This is a genomic window from Candidatus Accumulibacter sp. ACC012 (assembly GCF_907163155.1).
In the GTDB taxonomy this organism is placed as follows: domain Bacteria; phylum Pseudomonadota; class Gammaproteobacteria; order Burkholderiales; family Rhodocyclaceae; genus Accumulibacter; species Accumulibacter delftensis.
Window position 1 is genome coordinate 41,700 of sequence record NZ_CAJQUC010000016.1, and the last position, 21,732, is coordinate 63,431.

Consider the following 21,732-nt stretch of genomic DNA (forward strand, 5'->3'; position numbering starts at 1 on the left):
TCGACCTGAACCAGCCCTTCCCGGTAGAGCACCGTTGCCGGCTGGCCTCAAAAAACAGCAAAAGCCGTGTCAAGTCTTGCAAAGCGGCGCGGTGTTCGCCGGCATGGCGGGGCCCGGCCTTGAACAACGCGCCGGCCGCCGGCCGCGACAGTCGGAGCCCCTCCGCGGTCGGCTATAATCGCGGCTCCTCGCCGATCTTTCCTGGCGTCCTTTCCGCACGCAGCTTTGCCTGCCCTTCTCTGCAGCCCGCCCGCCATGGCCGATATCCTTTTTCTTCGCGGTGCCGCCGCGTTTTCGTCTTTCCGCTTGCAGGGTCTGCAGCAGCGCCTCGCGGCCGCCGTTCCTGGCGTCCCCGGAATACGCATTGCCGCTGCCGACTACTGGCACTTCGTCGCCCTGCGCAGCGCGCTGAGCGACAGCGAGCGGCGGCAACTTGCAGTGCTGCTGGCAGAGCAGAGCGAACAGCCGGCCGCGGCCGCTGGCGGCGGCGAACTGTTCCTGGTCACGCCACGTGTCGGCACCATCTCGCCGTGGTCGTCGAAAGCCACCGACATCGCCGCGAATAGCGGCCTGCTCACCGTCGAACGCATCGAACGCGGCATCGCCTTCCGGCTCGATACCGGCAAGCGCACCTTGTCGGCTGCCGAGCGGGCGACGATCGCCGCCCTGCTCCACGACCGCATGCTGGAAACGGTGCTCGACGACTTCGCGCAGAGCGCGGAACTGTTCCGCCACTTCCCGCCGCAAGCGCTGACCCGTGTCGATCTGCTGGCAGGCGGGCACGCCGCGCTGGCCGCAGCGAACACGCGCCTGGGCCTGGCGCTGTCGGACGACGAAGTCGATTACCTCGTCGAACTTTTCCTGAAAGCGCAGCGCAATCCGACTGACGTCGAGCTGATGATGTTCGCGCAGGCCAATTCGGAGCACTGCCGGCACAAGATCTTCAACGCTGCGTGGGTGATCGACGGGCAGGCGCGCAGCGAAACGCTGTTCGGGATGATTCGCGAGACACACCAGGCGCACCCGGCGGGAACCGTCGTCGCCTACTCGGACAATTCCTCGGTCATCGAAGGCGCCAGCGTGCCGCTGTTCCACCCTGGCGCCGATGCTCGCTACGTCTGGCACGAGGAGCTAACGCACATCCTGGCCAAGGTCGAGACGCACAACCACCCGACGGCGATTTCGCCTTTTCCGGGGGCGGCGACCGGTTCCGGCGGCGAGATTCGCGACGAAGGCGCCACCGGCCGCGGCTCGAAGCCGAAAGCCGGCCTGTGCGGCTTCTCGGTCTCCAACCTCAACATCCCGAAGGCCTTGCAACCCTGGGAAGCCGAATCCGCCGCCTATGGCCGCCCGGCGCGCATCGCTTCGCCGCTGGCCATCATGCTCGAAGGGCCGATCGGCGCCGCCGCCTTCAACAACGAGTTCGGCCGCCCGAACCTGGCCGGCTATTTCCGCACCTACGAGCAGTTCACCGGCAGTGCCGACAGCCCGGGCAGTCGCCTGCTGCGCGGCTACCACAAGCCGATCATGCTCGCCGGCGGCGTCGGCAGTATCGCCGCCAGCCAGTCCTTCAAGTCTGAAACTCTGCCTGCCGGCAGCCTGCTGATCCAGATCGGTGGCCCCGGCATGCTCATCGGCCTCGGCGGTGGCGCGGCCAGCTCGATGACCACCGGCAGCAATAGCGCCGATCTCGACTTTGCCTCGGTGCAGCGCGGCAACCCGGAAATCCAGCGCCGCGCGCAGGAAGTGATCGACCGTTGCTGGCAGATGGGCGCCCCCACCGGCGACGCTTCGGCCCCCGGCGATGGCAATCCGATTCTCTCGGTACATGACGTCGGCGCCGGCGGCATTTCCAACGCCCTGCCGGAACTGGCGCACGGCGCCGGCTGCGGCGCGCGCTTCGAACTGCGCGCAGTGAACATCGAGGAACCGGGGATGTCACCGGCCGAGATCTGGTGCAACGAAGCGCAGGAACGTTACGTGATGGCCATCGCGCCCGAGCGCCTGGCCGAATTCAGCGCCCTCTGCGAGCGCGAGCGTTGCCCTTTTGCGGTCGTCGGCGTGACCACCCGCGAGAAGCGCCTGGTCGTTGCCGACAGCCATTTCGGCAACCAGCCGGTCGATATGGACATGGAGGCGCTGCTCGGCAAGCCGCCACGGATGACACGCACGGCCACGCATCTGCCGCCACTGAGCGTGCCTTTCGACGCCACCGCAGTGGATCTCAGGGAAGCGGCCGCTCGCGTGCTGCGCCTGCCGGCGGTGGCCGACAAAACTTTCCTGATCAGCATCGGCGACCGCAGCGTCGGCGGCCTGACCGCGCGCGACCAGATGGTCGGACCCTGGCAGATACCCTGCGCCGACGTGGCGGTGACGCTGATGGCATTTGAAGGCTATCTCGGCGAAGCGTTCGCGATCGGCGAACGTACGCCGCTGGCAGTGCTCGATGCGCCGGCTTCAGGGCGCATGGCGGTCGGCGAAGCGCTCACCAACATCGCCGCGGCGGACATCGCCGCGCTCGCTGGCGTCAAGCTGTCGGCCAACTGGATGGCCGCCGCCGGTTTTCCGGGCGAAGACGCGCGCCTGTTCGACACCGTGCGTGCGGTCTCCGACCTCTGCCAGCAGATCGGTGTCGCCATCCCGGTCGGCAAGGATTCGCTGTCGATGCGCAGCGCCTGGCAGGAAGCAGGAAACGAAAAAACCGACGAAGAAGCGGGCCAGCATTCCGGCGCGCAAAAACAGGTCGTCTCGCCCTTGTCGCTGATCGTCACCGGCTTCGCACGGGTGCAGGATGCGCGCCGCACGCTGACTCCGCAACTGGTGCTCGATGTCGGCGACACCGACCTGCTGCTGATCGACCTCGGGGCTGGCCGCAATCGCCTCGGCGGTTCGGCGCTGGCGCAGGTGTTCAACGCCACCGGCAGTGAAACACCGGATGTCGACGACCCGGCCCGCCTGGTGGCTTTCTTCGGCGCCATCCGCAAGCTGGCTAGCGAAAACCTGCTCCTCGCCTACCACGACCGCTCCGACGGCGGCCTCTTCGCCACCATCTGCGAAATGGCTTTCGCCGCGCACTGCGGCGTCTCGATCGATACCGACAGTCTCTGCTACGACCCGCTGATGAATGACGTCGATGGCAACGAGAAACGCCCCGACCTGCTCGGCGGCCGTTCCTTCGAGCGGCTGATGGGCGCCCTGTTCAACGAGGAATTGGGCGCCGTGGTACAGATTCGCCGCGCCGAACGCAGCCCGGTGATGGCTATCCTGCGTGCCGCCGGGCTCGGCGCCTGCAGCCAGTTCATCGGCGCGCCCAATCCCTGGGACCAGGTGCGCATCATCCGCAATGCCAAAGCAGTGCTCGCCGAACCGCGCGTCGAGTTGCAACGCGCCTGGTCGGAAACCAGTTTCCGCATGCAGCAGTTGCGCGATAACCCGGAATGCGCAGAGCAGGCTTACGACCGCATTCTCGACGCCGCCGACAGCGGCCTGTCAGTGAGCTTGAGCTTCGACCCCGGCGACGATGTCGCGGCGCCAATGATCAACAGCGGCGCCCGCCCGCGCGTGGCGATCCTGCGCGAACAGGGGGTCAACGGCCACGTCGAAATGGCCGCCGCTTTCGATCGCGCCGGCTTTGCCGCCATCGACGTGCACATGAGCGACGTCCTCTCCGGCCGCGTCACCCTCGCCGATTTCAAGGGCGCCGTCGCCTGCGGCGGTTTTTCCTATGGGGATGTCCTCGGTGCCGGCCAGGGCTGGGCAAAAACGATCCTTTTCAACGCGCGTGCGCGCGACAGCTTCGCGGCATTCTTCGCCCGCCCGGACAGCTTCGCCCTCGGCGTCTGCAACGGCTGCCAGATGATGAGCGCGCTCAAGGAAATGATTCCCGGCGCCGACGCCTGGCCGCGCTTCGAGCGCAACCGCGTCGAGCAGTTCGAAGCGCGCTTTTCGCTGGTCGAAGTGCCCGCGTCGCCATCCCTCTTCTTTGCCGGCATGGGCGGCAGCCGGCTGCCGGTGGTCGTCTCGCACGGCGAGGGACGCGCGCTTTTTGCCTCGGCCGAGGAGCAGGCGCGCGCGCTGGTGGCGATGCGTTACGTCGACCCGGCCGGGCAGCCGAGCGAGCGCTATCCGGACAACCCGAACGGCTCACCGGCCGGCATCACCGCTCTCACCACTGCGGACGGCCGTTTCACGATCATGATGCCGCACCCCGAACGCGTTTTCCGCAGCGTCCAGATGTCCTGGCGCCCCGCCGACTGGGACGCGCGCGGCTGGCACGATTCACCCTGGCTGCGCATGTTCCGCAACGCGCGGCGCTGGGTTGACTAAGCCAGGCGTGTGACGTATCCAGATATGCCGGGATGGCCAGCGCGGGCCAGTCCGCCATCGTTTTCAGATGGCTGCCACCATTGAAAAAGGCGCCGGCAAAGCCGGCGCCTTTTTCTCATTGCCTACGACATACGACAAAGGCGACTTACTGAATCTTCGCCTTGGCGCGCAGATCGATGACCAGTTTCTGGATCTGTTCCTGCTGCAGACGCTGCGCCAGTTGCTGCTTGATCTGGTCGAAGGGCGGCGGGGTCAGCGGACGGCTGTCCTCGAGCAGGATCACGTGATAGCCAAAATCGGTTTTCACCGGCGTCTCGGTAAACTTGCCCTTGGCCAGGCCGGTAACCGCCTCGCCGAAAGGCTTGACGTAGTTGGCCGGGCTGCTCCAGCCGAGGTCGCCGCCTTTCTCGCGTGAGCCGGGATCCTTGGACTGCGTGGCCAGGGTTTCGAATTTGTCGCCCTTGTTGAGGTTGACGATGATCTGCTTGGCATCCGCTTCCTGCTCGACCAGAATATGGCGCACCTTGTATTCGGTACCGCCCATCTGGGTTTTGACGCGGTCATACGCGGCCTGGAGCTGCGCGTCGCTGATCGGGTGCTTCTTGATGTAGTCCTGGATGAAGGCGCGGATAAAAATTGCCTGCCGCGCCAGATCGGCCTGGGCAGCGACATCGGCCTGCTTGTCGAGGCCCATTTTCTTGGCTTCCTGAGCCAGCAATTCGCGGCGGATCAGTTCTTCCTTGATGGCGTTCTTCAGCTCGGGCGTCGCGGCGGTGCCCTGGGCTTCCTGTTCGGCCAGGAAGGCGTTGCCGACGCTGTCGGAAATGGCGACGCCGTTTACGGTCACCAGGGTGCCGCTCTTGGCCGCCACCGCCGGCAAGGAAATCATGGCGCCGAGCAGCAGTGCGCTAGCCAGCTTGGAGAGGTTGTGCATGTCTGTGTCCTTCTGTGGGTGTGAGTTTTGAATTCTTTGGGGGGGTGAAACAAGCGCGATCAGGAATCGATCGCCGACGTCAAGGCCGCTTCCTCGGGAGTCATCGCCCTGATGCTCAGGGCGTGAATCGCACTGCGCAGCAGATCGCCAAGGGCCTCATGAACCATGCGGTGCCTGGCGACACGGCTGTGACCGAGAAAGGCCGGCGAAACAATCAACAAGCGATAGTGGGCGCCGCCGCCGCGGGCACCTTCGTGACCGGCGTGTCGAGCCGAGTCGTCGATCAGTTCGCAACGCTGCGGAAGCAGCACGGCCAGGCGCTGCTGGATGACCGCTTCGCGCTTGGCAGCCGCAGCGGCCGCATACTGATCGCTCACGCCGGCAGCGCTTTCTTGAACGGCTTGACGCTGACCGCCTGGTAGACGCCGCTGGCCACGTAGGGGTCGGCATCAGCCCAGCTGCGCGCCGCTGCCAGCGAGGAAAACTCGGCAACGATCAGGCTGCCCGAGAAGCCAGCCGGCCCGGGATCCGGGGAATCGATCGCTGGAAAGGGACCGGCCAGGAGGAGGCGGCCTTCTGCCTGCAGCGCCTTGAGACGGTCGAGGTGCGCCGGCCGGGCCGCGAGACGGTCGGCGAGCGAGTCCGGGCGATCTTCACCGACGATGGCGTAAAGCATCATTATTTCTCCTCGATATGTTTCGACAGCAGCAAACCTTGCGCGAGCACGAAGACCAGCGTCAGGCCAGTGGCACCAAACAACTTGAAGTTGACCCAGTCGTCCGTCGAGAAATTGAAAGCGACCAGCAGATTGATGATTCCCATGAATACGAAGAATCCCATCCAGGCCCAGTTGAGTTTGTCCCAGGCAGCCTCCGGCAGATCCATCTGCCCGGCCATCAGGATGCGAATCAGGTTCTTGCGCCGAAAAAGCACGCCACCCAGCAAGATCGCGGCAAACCCCCAGTAGAGGATGGTCGGCTTCCACTTGATGAAGGCTTCATCGTGCAGCAGCAGGGTCATTCCTCCGAAGACGGTGATCACCACCAGGCTGACCCAGAGCATGGTGTCGATCTTGCGGCCCCGGAACAACAGCCAGGCGATCTGCGCAAAAGTGGCAGCGATCGCCACTCCGGTCGCGACATAAAGGTCCGCAAGCTTGTAAGCAACGAAGAAAAGGATGACCGGGAAAAGGTCGAAGAGAAACTTCATCAGGAACGCCGCAAAAATATCCCGAGATTATGGCCGATTTGCGGCGCAGCTGTCCATTTTCGGAAGATCATCGCAGCCCTTCGCTGCGCCGCTCGATGCCTTCCTCCCGGCTGCCGGGCAAAGCCTCGCCAAGGCATTCACTCGCGCGTTCATTTCGTTCATTCACTCAGGCGGTCTTTTGGCGAGCACGCGAATGATCGCCACGAACCCGCATGGCGGCCGCCGCCGACCCGCGCGCGGGAAAAATCGGGTAGCCTTGGCGGCCCTCTTCGCTTCCGCCACCGATGCTCGCCCAGCAGTCCCGCCTGATTGTCGCGCACGCGACGCCAATGCTGATCGCGCAGCTGACGTCGATGGGCATGATGATCATCGACACCGCCCTTCTCGGCCACTACGGGACCGAAGATCTGGCGGCGGTGGCCGTGGGCGGCGGCATCTACATCTCGGTGCTCTTTGCCTTCGCCGGCATCCTGCAGGCCGTCGCGCCAAGCGTTGCCCACCTGCGCGGCGCCCGCCGCGAGCAGGAGATCGCCGGCACCCTGCAGCAGGCCTTCTGGCTGGCGCTGCTGCTGGCCATCCCCGGCGTACTGATCCTGCTCCACCCCGAGCCGCTGTTCGCGCTCTCGAGGATCGACCCGGGCGTCGAAGAAAAGGCGCGCGCCTACCTCAGCCTGCTCGCCGTCGGACTGCCGGGCGTGCTCCTCTACCGAACTTTCCACGCCTTCTGCAACGCCCTCGGAAAACCCCGCCCACTGCTGGTCATCAGCGTCGCCAGCACCCTCCTGCACGCGCTGCTGGCATGGTTTCTGGTCACCGGGCGCTGGGGCGGCGAAGCGCTCGGCGTCCTTGGCTGCGGCGTCTCGAACGCCGTCGTCGGCTGGTTCTCGATGCTCGCTGCTGCCGGCTACCTGCTCTTCGCCAAGGCGCTGCAGCCTTACCAGCTGCTCGCCGACTGGCAGTTGCCACGCCGCCGCCCGCTGGCAGAACTGCTGCGTCTCGGCCTGCCGATGGGTTTCTCGAGCTTCGTCGAGATTTCCTCATTCACGCTGATGGCCTTGTTCGTCGCCCAACTCGGCGCGACGGTGGTCGCCGGTCACCGCATCGTCGCCAACCTCGCCGCAATCTGCTACATGCTGCCACTGGCGCTGGCCATCGCCACGCTGGCCCAGGTCGGACATGCCGCCGGTGCACGCGACTGGCGGCGGGCCGAACTGTCGATCAGCGCCGGACTGCTGCTTGCCGGTGTGCTGTCGACGCTGCTCGGCCTCTTGCTGTGGCTGATCGCGAAGCCGCTGATCGCCGCCTACACCGACGATCCGGCGGTACAGGCGGTGGCCCTGGCGCTGATCGGCTACGTCGCCCTGTACCAGGTCTTCGACGCCGTACAGACAATTGCCGCGCACGCCCTGCGCGGCTACAAGATTACGTTCGTGCCGATGCTGGTACACGTCTTCTGCTTCTGGGGCGTCGGCCTGTTCGGTGGCTGGTGGCTAGCCTTTCATGCCGGACAGGCAATGGGCGCCGCCGGCTTCTGGCTGGCCTCGCTGCTTGGTCTGACCCTGGCGTCGATTCTGCTCGGCTACCTGCTGCGGCGCGCCGTACAAGCGGTGAAGGCGTAGCCGCCACTGCCGGATGATCGCCGGCAGCTTAGCCATCATGGTGCCCTTTGCCGACCCCGCCATGTCATGCACAGCCCGTGCGCCAATCATCACCGGCCGTGGCCACCTGCGAATTGCCTGCTTGCTGGTCGACCAGTCTCTCAAGGGCTCGTGCGTCGCTTTCGACTATCCGGGTTTCTGGTCCCATTCCCTGTTCATGGCGGTGGCCAGCCAGGAATTGGGCAGAAGTTCAAAAAACCGGGCTCCAGGCGACGCGTAATTCAGCGATCCGCCACAAGCGCCAACCATATTGGTTCGCTTCCTCTCAGGCTGTGGCCGCTGAGCTCGACTTCAAGGCCAAGATCAAGGCTTCGGCAATACCCCTCGCCGAAACCTCGGAGTCCGTGCGCACCGGATCGGCCCGGCAGGAACATTCATCGGGCGAAGCGACGGCAGTGGCCAGATCGTGATGCAGACGGCACAGGAAATGCAGGCAACAGCCGAAGCGGTAAGCGCGGTTTCCGACGAACTCGATGGCCTCGACCGGCGCTCGCGCGAGATCGGCGCAATCGTTGCCGCGATCAAGCAGATTGCGGAACAGACCAATCTGCTTGCCCTGAACGCAGCCATCGAAGCCGCCCGCGCCGGGGAATCGATGGCGCAGGTGTGCAGCACGGGCCTGCAGGTGATCACCGTGGTCGATGTGATCGCACAGGCAGCGGCGGCAAGCAAGGAAAGCGGCGCGCCGATTGTCAGGCACGTCGAAGCCATCGCCGACCTCGCGCAGGAGAAGTTCGGTGCAGTACAGGCTTCGAGCGTCGCGGTGGCAGACTTGAAAACGATGGCCAACGAGCTGCCCGCTGCAGTCGGCGTCTTCCGCAGGTGAATACGCCCGCACGGCACTTTTCCCCGCCTGGCCCACTACCCCTTGCGGCCAGGAGTAGGGATGGTCCGGGTCCGCTCCACACACCGACCCGCGCCAATCCGGCAGCGAAGCGCGCAGACCACTGCATCTAGCCATAAAGTTTCCGCTCAGATTGCCGTTCCATGACATGAATCGCGGCAAGACCATGGCCGCGACATAATTTTTTTACCCCTTGCAGGAGGAATCACTTTGTTTGCAAGACTGTTATTAAGCCTCGTCGCTGCCCTGACCCTCGCCAGCACGCCGAGCAGCGCTGTCGATTCGAGGCCTGACACGCCGACCACCATCAACAACGCAAAAATCATCGCCGTCGGCGAAGCCAGGAGCTTGCTCTACACGAAAGCAGCCCGCTTCTTCGATACCCGCAACGCGCTCAACTTCGGCAAGGGCCACGTCCCCGGTGCCACCCTCCTCGCTTACAAGGAAAAAAGCGAGTTCGCGACCGACTTCGACGCGGCGCAGGACTCGTTCGACCTCAGCAAGTTGCCGGCCGACAAGGACGCCACGATCATCATTTACAGTCACGGCCCGCAAGGCTGGAAGTCTTACAAGGCGGCCGTGTTGTCGGCCAGGGCGGGATACAGGAACGTACTCTGGATGCGCGAGGGCTTTGCCGGATGGACAGCAAAGGGTCTACCGGTCGAGTAAGCGGCGCGACGCGCTGTCAGTGACAAGGACGCCCATGACGCTACGTGCCCGGCTGCTCGCTATCGTCCTGCTTTCACTGGCCATGGTCAGCTTTCTGATCGCGGCGGTGGTGCACGGCTATCGCACAATCGAACGCAAATCGGCAATGGCCGATGCCGCTGCCGAGCAGTTCATCAGCTTGCAGCTGGCCTTGCGCGGGCTTCATGAGACGGTCCTCACCGAAGGCACCGCTGCCCCCCGGCGGCTGGTCGCCGAGAACATGCGCAATTTCGCCCGAACGTGGCCAACATTGATTACGCAAAGCGATGACCCGGCTCAGCAAGTGCAGCTCACAAGCGTCTTGCAGCCCCGCTGGCGAGAGTTCCGCGATGGCGTCGACAGCTTTTTGGCAATTCGCCTGCCGGGACCCGACAACGACGAAGCCATGATCGCCTTCGGCAGATTGATCAGCCAGGCCGAACTGTTGAGCCGTGAGCTCGACGAACTGCGCGTCGCTGCCAGGGCGTCGGCTGAAGACGAGGCCGAGCGTCTGCGCAGTCTGGCGACAGCCGGCGTGGTGTTCATGACCTTCGCTCTGCTGGCGACCTTCGTCTGGGCTTACCGCGGCATCATGCGGCCAATATCAAGCCTGGTCGGAGTCATACGCGAGGTCTCGCAAAGCGGCAACTACGGCGCGCACGCGGCGATCGAGTCGAATGACGAGATCGGCGCCCTGGCCAGGGGCTTCAACGTCATACTCGAACAGATCGAGGATCGCGAGCAGCGCCTGGCGGCGCACCGCGATGTCCTGGAGAACGAAATCGAGCTGCGCACCGCCGAGCTGCGCCAGGCCAAGGAGCAGGCCGAAGCCGGCAGCCGCGCCAAGAGCGAGTTCCTGGCCACCATGAGCCACGAGATCCGCACCCCGATGAACGGCGTTCTCGGGATGACCGAACTGCTGCGCAGCACCACGCTCGACGCCCGGCAACGCCGCTTCACCGACGCCGTCTACCAGTCCGGCGAGCATCTGCTGAACATCATCAACGACATCCTCGATTTCTCGAAGATCGAAGCCGGCCGGCTGGAGATCGAAAGCATCAATTTCAACCTCCGTCAGTTGGTCGAGGACGTCGGCTGCCTGTTCGCCCAGGCGGCCGAGAGCAAGGGCCTGGAGATGGCCTGCAGCGTGCCGCACGACCTGCCGGTGGCGGTGCGTGGCGATCCGGTACGCATCCGCCAGATCATGACCAACCTGGTCAGCAACGCGATCAAGTTCACCGCCGATGGCGAGGTCGTCGTTCGCGTCACCCTGCGCGAAGAGAATGCCGCGCAGGCCCGCTTCCGCTTCGAAGTCGAGGATAGCGGCATCGGCATCGACCAGCGGGCGCAGGAGCGCGTGTTCAGCGCCTTCATCCAGGCCGACAGTTCGACCACCCGCCAGTACGGCGGCAGCGGCCTGGGCCTGGCTATCGCCAAGCGCCTGGTCGAGACCATGGACGGCGAGATTGGCCTGCACAGCAAGCCCGGACGCGGCACACTGTTCTGGTTCGAGATCCCGCTGCTCAAGCAGGATGCGCACGCGCGCGCGGTAGTCGATATGGCCGTACGCCTGCGCGGCTTGCGCGTGCTGGTCGTCGATGACAACGCCACCAACCGTGAGATTCTCGCCCACCAGCTCGCCGGCTGGTCAATGCACACCACCGATGCGGCCAGCGGACGCGAGGCGCTGCAGACCCTGCAGCAAGCGAGCGGCGCGCCTTTCGACCTCGCCATCCTCGATCTGCACATGCCTGAAATGGACGGCTTTACGCTCGCCCAGGCGATCAAAACGGAAACCCGCTGGCAAGGCTTGCCACTGGTGATGCTGTCGTCGGTGAGCATCGCCAACGATCACGCGCGCCGGCGGCAGGCCCCAATCGATTACTACCTCAGCAAGCCGGTGCGCCAGTCGGACCTCTACGACGCCATCGCCACGGCGATGGCGCAACCGTCGCTGGCCGGTACACAGGAGCGCTCCCTGCTTTCGGTGCACTCGCCGCAATCACCACACTCGCTCGCCGACGACGGACCCACCAGTCTGGTCGGCCGCGTCCTGATCGCCGAAGACAACCCGGTCAATCAGCAGGTGGCCCTGGCCATGCTCGAGTCGCTGGGGCTGCGTTGTAGCCTGGCCGACAACGGCCGCCTGGCCGTCGAACGGCTACAGGAGGAAGCTTTCGACCTCGTGCTGATGGATTGCCAGATGCCCGAAATGGACGGCTTCGAGGCCACCGCCGAGATCCGTGCCCGGCAGGGCGACGGCCGCCTGCGCGGCCGCTTGCCGATCGTTGCCCTCACCGCCAACGCCGTCGACGGTGACCGCGAGCGCTGCCTGGCGGCGGGAATGGACGATTACCTGAGCAAACCCTTCTCGCGTGAGCGCCTGCTCGCCACCTTGCGGCGCTGGCTGCCGCTGGCAAGCACCGAGACCCCAGCCGCTCCGTCGGCAACGCCCGTTGCAAAACCCGTCACGGCCGAACAGACGACCGCCGCGAGCGGCGAGGGGCCGATAAACCCGCGCGCACTCGACGCCATCCGCCGCTTGCCAGGACCCAATGGTGCCGCGCTGGTCAACAAGGTGGTCGGCGCCTACCTGGCCGATACGCCCCGGCGTCTCGCGCAGATGCGCGCTGCTGCCGCAGCAGGCGACGCCGAAACCTTGCGCAAGGCCGCGCATGCGCTGAAATCCAGCAGCGCAAATGTCGGCGCCGAACAACTGGCAACGCTATGCAGGGAACTCGAAACACTCGCTCGCAAAGAAACCGTGGACGGCGCGAAGCCACTGCTCGAAGTAGTAGAATTCGAGATCCCGCGCGTACTCGCCTCACTGGCGACCATCCTTGCCGAAAGTCCAGACCATGCAGCTGCCTGAGGCGGCCACACGACCGAGAGTCCTGATCGTCGACGACGACCCTGTGATGCGCATGCTCGAAGAGGAGACGCTGGCGCAGTTCGACTTCGAAGTCAGCATCGCGGCCGACGGTGAAGAAGCGATCGAACTACTGGCTGGGCCACCGCCTGCGCTGGTCCTGCTCGACGTCGACATGCCGGGAGTCGATGGCTTTGCCGTTTGTAGACACATTCGCCAACGCTGGGACATGAGCGAGCTGCCGGTGATCATGGTCACCGGCATGGATGATATCGAGTCGATCAACCAGGCCTACGAGTCGGGTGCCAACGACTTCATCTCCAAGCCGATCAACTGGCCGATTCTCGGCCACCGGGCGCGCTACGTGTTGCGTTCGGCGCAGGAGGCGCGACAGTTGCGCCAACTGGAGGAAAAGCAGGCAGCGATCGTGCGCGCCATGCCTGACATGATCTTCCTGATGGATCGCTACGGAGTCCACCTCGACTACAAGGCAGGTTTCGGCGCCGAGCCCTATGTCCCGGCGAACGAATTTCTCGGCCGCAAGCTGTCGGAAGTCCTGCCCAGCGACGTTGCCGCGGTCATTCTGCTTGGCGTCGAGCGCGCCAGCGAGCACGGCGACCTGCAGTCCGTGGTGTACAAGTTGACGATGCCCGACGGCGTCCATCACTACGAAGGCCGCATCGCACCGTGTGGCCCGGAAGCAGTGGTCATGGTCGTACGTGACATTACCCTGCAGAAGCGCAGCGACGAGAGAATAAGGCGCCTGGCATACTTCGACACCCTGACCGGTATGCCCAACCGCGAGAATTTTCTCGAAAAGCTCGACCTGGAACTGCTGCGGGCAAGCCGCGCACGGCGTCAGGTGGCGCTGCTGTTCCTCGATCTCGACGGTTTCAAGCGGGTCAACGACACCCTCGGGCATAGCGCCGGCGACTATCTTCTGCAGGCCGTCGCCGCACGACTGAAAGAAAAGCTGCGCGCCGGTGACGTGGTCACCCGGCCGGCCCTGGTAGAAGGCGGTCTGCACCTCGCCCGCCTGGGCGGCGACGAGTTTACGGTCGTCCTGCCCGACCTCGAGAACACTCAGACGGTCAGCATGGTCGCCGAACGCCTGCAGGCGCTCCTCACCCGACCTTTCAGGATCAGCAGTCAGGATATCACCGTCACCGCCAGCATCGGCATCGCCATCTTCCCGGAAGACGGTGATGACGCTGCGACGCTACTCAAGCACGCCGATACCGCGATGTACCACGCCAAGGACCAGGGCCGCAACAACTGGCAGCTCTACGACAGGTCGCTCACTGCCCAGACGATGACTCGCATCCGGCTCGAGGACGACCTGCGCAAGGGCCTGCAGCGCGACGAGTTTCGCCTCTTCTACCAGCCACAGGTCAGCGCCGACGACGGCAGCATCGTCGGCCTCGAGGCGCTGATTCGCTGGCAGCACCCGGAACACGGCCTGGTCTCGCCGGCACAGTTCATTCCCGTCGCCGAAGACAGTGGTCTGATCGTCGCCCTCGGCGATTGGGTGCTGCGCACCGCCTGCCAACAGTTGCGCAGCTGGCAGGCGATGGGTCTGGCGACGCCACGAGTGGCGGTGAACGTTTCAGCCCGCCAGTTGCGCACGCACGACTTCCTGGGCTCGGTTGCGACAATCATCGCCGAGACGGGGATTGAACCCAGCCAGGTCGAACTGGAACTGACCGAGAGCATTCTGATGGAGCCGGAGGCCCGACGAATCGACGGCTTTCATCGTCTGCGCGCACTCGGCGTGCATTTTTCGATCGACGATTTCGGCACCGGCTATTCATCGCTGTCGTACGTCAAGCGCTTTCCGATCGGCATGTTGAAGATCGACCAGAGCTTCGTCCGCGGCCTGCCGGACAACGCCGATGATGCCGGCATCACCACCGCCATCATCGCCATGGCGCACAGCCTCGGGCTGGAGGTGATCGCGGAAGGTGTCGAAACCCACGCGCAGCTTGAATTCCTGCGCCAGGCCAACTGCCCGAAGATGCAGGGTTATTTGTTCAGCCGACCGCGGCCACCCGGCGAGGTCGAGCAGCTGCTGCGACAGGGCAGCATCGAACTGCCGCCGCAAGCAACCCGGGCAGACGACAAATTGCAAAGACAGCTTGCAGACCAACCGGACAAGAGAGAACAACAATGAGGTACGAGCACACTTTCGCGCAAAGCGCCGAGTTTCTGCGCCAGGCAGTGAAACGGATGGGCCAGCAGGAGGCCGGCCTGCACCCGTTCAGCTACGCGATCTGGTACGAATATGTGTCGGGCATCAATCGCGACCTGCAAATAGCGCTCGACGCGTGCCTCACGACGGAAGGCAAGCTCGACGACCCCACCGCCTGCGCGCTGTATTACAAACACGTCGCCGACCTGGACTCGAAAACCGCGCTGAGTATCGGCGACAGCGTCGGCCATCTGGTCGACCAGGTCGCCGACTCGGCAACTCATGCCGGCGATCAGGCCTCACATTACAGCGACTCGCTGGAACGTTGGGGCGAGACGCTGCAGCACCCGACAAATGCCAAGGGGGCACAGCCGCCGCCACCCGGTCTCGCCGAGATCCTACGCGGTACACGCGACATGCAGAAGGCGATCGGGGACCTGCAGGCGCGCCTGGAGAACAGCAGTCGTGAAGCGCAGGAGCTGCGACACGAGGTCGCGCGTGCCCGCGAAGAAGCCCTGGTCGACGGCCTGACCGGGCTGGCCAATCGCCGGGGCTTCGATCTGGCCCTGGCCGCCAGCCTGCAACAAAACATCCCTTCCGGCCCCGGACCATGCCTGCTGATGATCGATCTGGACCGTTTCAAACGGCTCAACGATACCCACGGTCACCTGTTCGGCGACAAGGTGCTGGCCGGCGTCGGCGAAATGCTCAGGGCCAACGTGAAAGGCAAGGACACAGCTGCTCGTTATGGTGGCGAAGAGTTTGCCGTCATCCTGCCACGAACGCCGCGCGGCGGCGCCGTCGGCCTGGCCGAGGCCTTGCGCGCGCTGGTCGCTGCCAGCCGTATCAAGACCGGCGGCGGCAAGCAACTCTTGATCGGCAAGATTACCGTTTCCATCGGTATCGCCGATTACGTCGCTGGCGAGTCGGCCGCAGAGTTCATCGCACGCGCCGATCAAGCGCTCTACGCGGCCAAGGGCGAGGGTCGCAATCGTGTCAATCTGGCACCGCGCCCGCAGCCTGCCGTGGTCAACAAGTGAGCTGACGCCAGCCTCGGCCCTGGCGGGAAGCACATGAAATCGAGCTTGGCCACGAATGCTGCGCTGGGCGACGCGCTGCGTGCGCTGATTGATGGCGACAGCGAAGCACAGCCCACCGCGATCGACGCCGCTACACCGATTGGCGGTGCTTCGATCTCGCGCACGCTGCTGGTCGGGAGCGGCCAGCGGCGCTGCTTCGTCAAGCTGAATGACGCCAGCCTGCTCGACATGTTCGTCGCCGAAGCAGACGGCCTGCGGGCACTGGCGGCCTGTTCGGCGCTGCGCGTGCCACGCGTCGTCGGCCACGGCAGCGCTGGCGGGCAGGCCTACCTGGTCCTTGAACACCTGCACCTGCACGCTCTGCGAGAAGGCGAGCAGGTGGCGGCGGCGGGCCGCTCGCTCGCCGCACTGCATCGCATCAGCGGCCCACAGTACGGCTGGCACCGCGACAACTTCATCGGCAGCACACCGCAACTGAACACCGGACGGACTAGCTGGCCGGCATTCTTTGCCACGCAGCGACTGCAGCCACAGCTTGCACTCGCCGCAGCTGCTGGCTACCGCAGCAGACTGATCACCGACGGTGAACGGCTGGCGGAGAATCTTGCCACCCTCTTCGCCGATCATCGGCCAAGCGCCAGCCTGCTGCATGGTGACCTGTGGTCCGGCAATGCAGCCATCGACGAAACGGGCATGCTGGCGCTGTTCGACCCGGCAGTACATTTCGGCGACCGTGAATGCGACCTGGCAATGAGCGAACTGTTCGGCGGCTTTCCGGAGCGCTTCTACGCCGCCTACCGCGAGGCCTGGCCAGTGCCCGACGGCTACCAACAGCGGCGAACGCTGTACCAGCTCTACCACGTACTCAACCACCTGCACCTGTTCGGCAGCAGCTACCTGCGCCAGGCTGAAGCGATGATCGCCTCGCTGTTGGCCGAAGTCGGCCACTGATCGCCGCCGCACTGACGCCAATCGCGCACATGCCCTCCACAGCCGCCGCAAACTGCCTGCTCGGCAGCACGCCGATCAGTGACCCGACCACGAACGGGCTGCTGGCGATTGGCTGCGCGCCGCAGAGGTGGTCGCCGCAAGAACTGCGCAGCGCCTCCCTGCGACGCGCACACAAGGACTGAAAAATGCCGCAAGTGCCCCCCCCGCTGATCGCCGCCCTGCTCGAAGCCGACCGCTATCCGGACCCGGCAAGCGGCGTCGAAGTCATCGAAACGCACGCCTCATGGCTGCTCCTGGCCGGAGCCTTCGCCTACAAGATCAAGAAGCCGGTGCTCCTGCCCTTCCTCGACTACAGCACGCTCGCCAAGCGCCAAGCCTGCTGCGAGGCGGAGCTGCGCCTGAACCGTCGCTTCGCGCCAGACCTCTACCTGCAAGTCGTCGCCATTGCCGGCACGGCGGCCGACCCGCAGATCGGCGGCAGCGGCGAGGCCATCGAGTTCGCCGTCAAAATGCGCCGCTTCGCGGAAGCAGGTCGACTCGATCGCCTGTGCGGACGCCAAAAACTGCATGCGAAACAGATGTCCGCCCTGGCCGCCACGATTGCCGAGTTTCACGAGCAGGCGGCAGTGGCACCGGCCGGCACGCATTTCGGCGAACCCGAGCAGGTGCTGGCGCCGGCCCTCGCCAATTTCGCCGAGCTGGCACCGCTGCTGCCAGGCCGCGAAGAACAGGCACGGCTGGCACGGCTCGCCGCGTGGACGCACCGCGAATTCGAGCGGCTGGCCCCCCGCTTCGCCGCCCGCAAAGCGGCCGGCCGGGTGCGCGAGTGTCACGGCGACCTGCATCTGGGCAACCTGGTTTTGATTGACGGCAGCGTGCGCCTCTTCGACTGCATCGAATTCAGTGAAGACCTGCGCTGGATTGACGTCGCCAGCGAGATCGCGTTCACCTTCATCGATCTCCTCGACCACGATCAGCCCGGTCTGGCCGCCTGGCTGCTCAACGAGTGGCTGTCCTGCAGTGGCGACTACGACGCCGTGCAGGTGCTGCGCTTCTACGCTGTCTATCGCGCACTGGTGCGCGCCAAAGTGGCGGCGCTGCGGGCCACGCAGACGAGCAGTGATGGCGGCCACGCCAACCATTACCTGGCGCTCGCCGAACGCCTGGTCAACCCGCCACCGGCACGACTGATCATCACCCACGGAGTCTCCGCTTGCGGCAAGAGTCGCGCCGCACGCCGAGTCTTGCTGCACGATCCCGCAGCGGCGACGCTCCGCCTGCGCTCCGACGTCGAACGCAAGCGCCTGTTCGACCTCGACGCCGCCGCGCGCAGTGGCTCGCCGGTCGATGGTGGCCTCTATGCCAGGAACGCCAGCGAACTGACCTACCGCCGCCTGTACGAACTGGCCGAGGAGCTGCTGACAGCCAACTGGTCGGTGATCGTCGACGCCGCCTTTCTAGAACGCGCCCGGCGCGACAGCTTCCGAGCCCTGGCCGCGCAGGCGGCAGTCGCTTTCTTTATCGTCGCGCCACAGGCAAGGCCAGCGGTGTTGCGCGCGCGCATCCTCGGCCGCCTGCGCAAAGGTCGTGACGCCTCCGAGGCGACACTGGCCGTACTGACGCAACAGCTGGCCAGGATAGAAGCACTCGCGGCCGAGGAAAGCAACTGCCTGTTGCAGAGTGCGGTGGAGGCTTGAAAGCAGTATCGGCAGCAAGCCGTCAATCGAAGCAGCAAATGGCACTCGCACGCGGCAAAAGTGTCGGTAAATTTTACACGGCATTTTTGCCGTTAACATGCAAAAACCCTAAGCCATTGCTTTAATGAAATCACTTGATTGATGAAAAAGTGGCAAGGTTCTTGCTTCTACTCAGATACGTCTGCTTGGTGCGATCGCTAGCAGGGTCTCGCGACGGATCGCCTTGGACAGTAGCGGCCGGCAGCTAGCTTCCCACCTACGGGCAGGGCTCTTAACAAGCTTTCTTGGCTTGCAAATCCCTGAATTAACACATGACAAAATCCGCGAAGATGACTATCGACGAACCGAATCACGGCATCCGGCCCACTTCCGAAAGGCAGCGCAGCACTGATTTGTCGGCTAGAATGGTGAGTCGCTTGGCTACTTCGCATCGAGAACGGGGGTGGGGGCACTATGAATATCCTCAATAACTGGAAAACGCTGGAACTGATCACCCGTGAGGGCGAGAGACTGGTGTGCATCGAAGGGCGCGTGTATGGCACTAATCCGCGCTTTCCCTCGTCCTCGCACATCAGGACATCGCCACTCACTGGCCACCGATTCGAGTCCAATTCGATGGTCGTAATGACCAAACGCGGCTCGGAGTATCTACTGGGCAAGCCCGACCCGGCGGAAACTTTTGCGCAGCAGCGCCTGATGCGAAGGCTGTCGCGTTTGAGCCAGCAAGCGCCTTCAGGTTTCAACGAACTCGAGTCGCAACTTACCGGTTACGTCGAGGGGCAAAAGGACCGCACGGCAAAGGAAAGCTGAAACGACCTCAGTACCGCTTGCTGTAAACCTGTAACAACTGCCAAGCCGGAAACAAACGCGCCGCAAACCCACCCGTTCACGACGACGGCGCTGACCACGGCGCATCTTGACGTCGAAAAGCCTCCAACAGCATTTCCAGCTCTGGTAGCAGTGCCTCGCTTTGCACCGCCAGCCAGCCATGGACGCCCTCGGCTCTACGCCCCGGCAGCGCTTCAACAACCAGTTGCATGGCGACCGCCAGGTCGTTCTGGTGCCCGAGCTGTTCCTGCAGGGCGGTAAGCGACTGATGGAAGTTCTGCAACACGGGCCCGGCGAAGATTGGCGAAAAGAATTCGAGCGCGTAGCGCAATTGCTTGAACGCCAGGCGCAGACGGTGACGAGCCTCGTCGCCGCCCTGCTGTGCCTCTGCGGCGCGCTGGTTGACGCGCTGGGTACACTTGTCGAGCCAGGCGGGAACAAAGTCTCCCAGCGAACCGCGCTTGGCTTCGGGCAAGGCCTGAAGAGCTGCCGAGAAGTCGAGCAACAGACGCGAATAGGTAGCCGACTTGAAGGCGGCTCGCGCGGCCCGGCGATTGCTTGTGCAGCGCCGCCGGGCGTAGCGGAACAAGGACTCGACTTTCGCCTGATCTTCTGCCCGGTCGGCAAAGGCCGCACTCAATAGCGGCGCGGTATCGGCCAGGAAGACGTCCCAGTTGCGCACTCCCCCCAGACGCCTGGCGAGCTCTTGCCAGAGGGGATCAAAACGGGCCACGAATGGCGCCGGGAGGTGGCGCTGCCAGACACGTATGGCCGACCGCAGGCGGCGAATTGCGACGCGCGCCTGGTGCGCAAACTCGGGAGCATCGGTCGCGAGAATTCCTTGCTCATTGCTCTGCAACTGGTTGACGCAGGACAGGGCAATGCGACGAAATGCGCTGATGCTCGCCAAGCTGGCGTCGATCGCAACCGGCAGCGCTTTGGCCGCGGTCATCGGCGTGTCGAGCATCAGGCGATAGGCGCGATCGGACTTGCTGCGAGCTTCCGGATGCAAAGGCAGGCTGGCCTGCAGCGCAACGGCCAGGTCGAAGAGATCGCCAACGGCGCCGGACAGCAGCTCAAGCTCGACCTCACGGATTGGCTGGCGACGACCGCTGGCCTCAATCGTCCCGCAGTCGAGCGCCAGTTCGATGCGCACGCCCGCGCGCGGTTCCAGCAGCCAGGCGTGGCGCTGGAAGCGGGTGACAAACGCCGGCTGCAACTGATCTCGCAAGGACTCGAGAAGATCGCGAACAGCGCTTTGGTCGACATGCGAAAAGTCGAACTCGCCGGGCCGACCAGGGCACTCCCACTCCTGGCGCTCGGCCAGCCCACCGCTGAGTTGAGCAGCAGTCTTGACGCCCAACAGCCAGTCGCCCCCTTGCTGACGATAGCGCACGATCAGCCGCTCGCTGCGCAGGCGGCAATCGGGCGTATCGTAGTAGGTATTGATCAGCAGTTGCCGCTGCGACGGCACGCCCGACAGCAAGACATGGCGGCGCAACTGGCTGGCCGCGCGCGCCGACAGCGATAGCTTCATTTCGGTTTCAGTGGCCATGGCGAACCCTCGTGGCGGGAAAGGCATGCCTTCCCCGGGTCATATTATGTCGTCTCCCCTGGCGCCAGCCCGTCATCGCTCCTGCTGCAACGAGCCCGGCATGGCCGCGCGCCGTCACGTAGATTAGCACAGGAGTATTTCTTTTCCTGTTTCCGGCGGCCGGCCGCGCCAATGTGACCTGGTCGGCCCGCAAACGCAGCTTGTCGAGCCGAATGGCGGGCCTATGGTTTACCATCAGTGAACACACCACCTCCGTTCCGCCATCTTGCCCGCTGCCGAAAACCCAGCCGCCCCAACCAGCCATGCCATTACGCCCTGACGATCTCGAGCTTATCACGACGCAGACCCTGGCCCATTACGACCAGCGCGCCGAGGACTTCCGTGCCGGCACTCGCGAGCACGACGTGACGCAAAACATCGCCGCACTGTTGCGCCATATCCACGGCCAGGCACCCTTCACGGTTCTCGACTTCGGCTGTGGGCCGGGCCGCGACCTCAAAGCGCTTACCCAGCTAGGCCATCGGGCGATCGGACTCGACGGCTCGCAGAACTTCGTAGACATGGCACGCCAGGACAGCGGCTGTACAGTCTGGCAGCAGGACTTCCTCAAGCTCGATCTGCCTGAAGCACACTTTGACGGGGTCTACGCCAATGCCTCGCTGTTCCACATCCCACGCCAGGAACTGCTACGCGTCCTGCGGCAATTGCGCGCCACCCTCAAGCCCGCCGGCGTCTTGTTCTGCTCAAACCCGCGTGGCAACAACGAGGAAGGCTGGAGCAGTGGCCGCTACGCCAGCTACCACGACCTCGCCGCCTGGCGCGAACACATGGCGGCGGCAGGCTATGTGGAGATCGAACACTATTATCGTCCGCCCGGCCTGCCGTGCGCGCAGCAACCCTGGCTGGCGAGCGTCTGGCGTCGGACCAGCGCATGAAGCAAAATGGC

The 21,732-nt window shown here is 64.6% G+C and carries 17 protein-coding genes; 12 read left to right on the forward strand and 5 right to left on the reverse strand.

The window, feature by feature from the left end:
• Window positions 1-255: 255 nt before the first annotated feature.
• Window positions 256-4,326: a phosphoribosylformylglycinamidine synthase gene (gene purL / locus QZ648_RS16040; RefSeq protein WP_291997661.1), complete on the forward strand. Its 4,071-nt coding sequence runs from the start codon at window positions 256-258 to the stop codon at window positions 4,324-4,326.
• 145 nt (window positions 4,327-4,471) lie between these two features.
• Here the strand turns inward: purL and QZ648_RS16045 are convergent, their stop codons facing one another.
• From QZ648_RS16045 to QZ648_RS16060, 4 genes are read right to left on the reverse strand one after another with little or no spacing between them, the layout of a single operon-like run.
• On the reverse strand, window positions 4,472-5,260 hold the full coding sequence (locus QZ648_RS16045) for a peptidylprolyl isomerase (protein ID WP_169068297.1): 789 nt from the start codon (window positions 5,258-5,260) through the stop codon (window positions 4,472-4,474).
• A gap of 59 nt (window positions 5,261-5,319) precedes the next feature.
• Window positions 5,320-5,637, reverse strand: a complete 318-nt coding sequence (locus QZ648_RS16050) for a BolA family protein (RefSeq protein ID WP_291997662.1) — start codon at window positions 5,635-5,637, stop codon at window positions 5,320-5,322.
• The gene (locus QZ648_RS16055; RefSeq protein ID WP_169068061.1) at window positions 5,634-5,936 is read right to left on the reverse strand and encodes a YciI family protein; all 303 of its coding nucleotides are present in this window, start codon (window positions 5,934-5,936) and stop codon (window positions 5,634-5,636) included. Before QZ648_RS16055 ends, QZ648_RS16050 begins: the two co-directional genes overlap by 4 nt.
• A gap of 2 nt (window positions 5,937-5,938) precedes the next feature.
• The gene (locus tag QZ648_RS16060) at window positions 5,939-6,469 is read right to left on the reverse strand and encodes a septation protein A (protein WP_169068021.1); all 531 of its coding nucleotides are present in this window, start codon (window positions 6,467-6,469) and stop codon (window positions 5,939-5,941) included.
• Between the two features lie 329 nt (window positions 6,470-6,798).
• On the opposite strand from QZ648_RS16060, the gene QZ648_RS16065 reads away from it, so the two are divergent.
• The 10 genes from QZ648_RS16065 to QZ648_RS16110 all read left to right on the forward strand — a co-directional run bounded on the left by QZ648_RS16065 (window position 6,799) and on the right by QZ648_RS16110 (window position 19,213).
• Entirely contained in the window at window positions 6,799-8,088 is a 1,290-nt protein-coding gene (locus QZ648_RS16065; protein ID WP_291997663.1) for an MATE family efflux transporter, read from the forward strand.
• Window positions 8,089-8,101: 13 nt separating this feature from the next.
• Window positions 8,102-8,347, forward strand: a complete 246-nt coding sequence (locus QZ648_RS16070) for a hypothetical protein (RefSeq protein WP_169068019.1) — start codon at window positions 8,102-8,104, stop codon at window positions 8,345-8,347.
• Window positions 8,348-8,536: 189 nt separating this feature from the next.
• Entirely contained in the window at window positions 8,537-8,953 is a 417-nt protein-coding gene (locus QZ648_RS16075) for a methyl-accepting chemotaxis protein (protein WP_291997722.1), read from the forward strand.
• 228 nt (window positions 8,954-9,181) lie between these two features.
• Window positions 9,182-9,640, forward strand: a complete 459-nt coding sequence (locus QZ648_RS16080) for a rhodanese-like domain-containing protein (RefSeq protein ID WP_291997664.1) — start codon at window positions 9,182-9,184, stop codon at window positions 9,638-9,640.
• Between the two features lie 34 nt (window positions 9,641-9,674).
• A complete protein-coding gene (locus QZ648_RS16085) occupies window positions 9,675-12,530 on the forward strand; it encodes a response regulator (protein WP_291997665.1) in 2,856 nt (951 codons plus the stop codon).
• Window positions 12,517-14,697 (forward strand): EAL domain-containing protein, encoded by a 2,181-nt coding sequence (locus QZ648_RS16090; RefSeq protein WP_291997666.1) that lies wholly within the window; start codon window positions 12,517-12,519, stop codon window positions 14,695-14,697. Before QZ648_RS16085 ends, QZ648_RS16090 begins: the two co-directional genes overlap by 14 nt.
• Window positions 14,694-15,755, forward strand: coding sequence for a GGDEF domain-containing protein (locus QZ648_RS16095; protein WP_291997667.1), 1,062 nt, complete (start codon window positions 14,694-14,696; stop codon window positions 15,753-15,755). The genes QZ648_RS16090 and QZ648_RS16095 overlap by 4 nt, the downstream gene beginning before the upstream one ends.
• Before the next feature lie 33 nt (window positions 15,756-15,788).
• Window positions 15,789-16,706: a fructosamine kinase family protein gene (locus QZ648_RS16100; protein WP_169068028.1), complete on the forward strand. Its 918-nt coding sequence runs from the start codon at window positions 15,789-15,791 to the stop codon at window positions 16,704-16,706.
• Between the two features lie 185 nt (window positions 16,707-16,891).
• The gene (locus QZ648_RS16105; RefSeq protein ID WP_291997668.1) at window positions 16,892-18,403 is read left to right on the forward strand and encodes a bifunctional aminoglycoside phosphotransferase/ATP-binding protein; all 1,512 of its coding nucleotides are present in this window, start codon (window positions 16,892-16,894) and stop codon (window positions 18,401-18,403) included.
• Between the two features lie 453 nt (window positions 18,404-18,856).
• Window positions 18,857-19,213: a hypothetical protein gene (locus QZ648_RS16110; RefSeq protein WP_169068029.1), complete on the forward strand. Its 357-nt coding sequence runs from the start codon at window positions 18,857-18,859 to the stop codon at window positions 19,211-19,213.
• A 76-nt stretch (window positions 19,214-19,289) separates the two neighbouring features.
• Here the strand turns inward: QZ648_RS16110 and QZ648_RS16115 are convergent, their stop codons facing one another.
• On the reverse strand, window positions 19,290-20,786 hold the full coding sequence (locus QZ648_RS16115) for a CYTH and CHAD domain-containing protein (protein ID WP_169068030.1): 1,497 nt from the start codon (window positions 20,784-20,786) through the stop codon (window positions 19,290-19,292).
• A 302-nt stretch (window positions 20,787-21,088) separates the two neighbouring features.
• On the opposite strand from QZ648_RS16115, the gene QZ648_RS16120 reads away from it, so the two are divergent.
• On the forward strand, window positions 21,089-21,721 hold the full coding sequence (locus tag QZ648_RS16120) for a class I SAM-dependent methyltransferase (protein WP_169068031.1): 633 nt from the start codon (window positions 21,089-21,091) through the stop codon (window positions 21,719-21,721).
• The last annotated feature ends 11 nt before the right edge of the window (window positions 21,722-21,732 follow it).

Bases quoted from the DNA above. Each gene is read 5' to 3' on its own strand.
- purL (WP_291997661.1), top strand. From the start codon at position 256: ATGGCCGATATCCTTTTTCTTCGCGGTGCCGCCGCGTTTTCGTCTTTC.
- QZ648_RS16045 (WP_169068297.1), bottom strand. From the start codon at position 5,260: ATGCACAACCTCTCCAAGCTGGCTAGCGCACTGCTGCTCGGCGCCATG.
- QZ648_RS16055 (WP_169068061.1), bottom strand. From the start codon at position 5,936: ATGCTTTACGCCATCGTCGGTGAAGATCGCCCGGACTCGCTCGCCGAC.
- QZ648_RS16060 (WP_169068021.1), bottom strand. From the start codon at position 6,469: ATGAAGTTTCTCTTCGACCTTTTCCCGGTCATCCTTTTCTTCGTTGCT.
- QZ648_RS16065 (WP_291997663.1), top strand. From the start codon at position 6,799: ATGCTGATCGCGCAGCTGACGTCGATGGGCATGATGATCATCGACACC.
- QZ648_RS16070 (WP_169068019.1), top strand. From the start codon at position 8,102: ATGATCGCCGGCAGCTTAGCCATCATGGTGCCCTTTGCCGACCCCGCC.
- QZ648_RS16075 (WP_291997722.1), top strand. From the start codon at position 8,537: ATGCAGACGGCACAGGAAATGCAGGCAACAGCCGAAGCGGTAAGCGCG.
- QZ648_RS16085 (WP_291997665.1), top strand. From the start codon at position 9,675: ATGACGCTACGTGCCCGGCTGCTCGCTATCGTCCTGCTTTCACTGGCC.
- QZ648_RS16090 (WP_291997666.1), top strand. From the start codon at position 12,517: ATGCAGCTGCCTGAGGCGGCCACACGACCGAGAGTCCTGATCGTCGAC.
- QZ648_RS16095 (WP_291997667.1), top strand. From the start codon at position 14,694: ATGAGGTACGAGCACACTTTCGCGCAAAGCGCCGAGTTTCTGCGCCAG.
- QZ648_RS16100 (WP_169068028.1), top strand. From the start codon at position 15,789: ATGAAATCGAGCTTGGCCACGAATGCTGCGCTGGGCGACGCGCTGCGT.
- QZ648_RS16105 (WP_291997668.1), top strand. From the start codon at position 16,892: ATGCCGCAAGTGCCCCCCCCGCTGATCGCCGCCCTGCTCGAAGCCGAC.
- QZ648_RS16110 (WP_169068029.1), top strand. From the start codon at position 18,857: ATGAATATCCTCAATAACTGGAAAACGCTGGAACTGATCACCCGTGAG.
- QZ648_RS16115 (WP_169068030.1), bottom strand. From the start codon at position 20,786: ATGGCCACTGAAACCGAAATGAAGCTATCGCTGTCGGCGCGCGCGGCC.
- QZ648_RS16120 (WP_169068031.1), top strand. From the start codon at position 21,089: ATGCCATTACGCCCTGACGATCTCGAGCTTATCACGACGCAGACCCTG.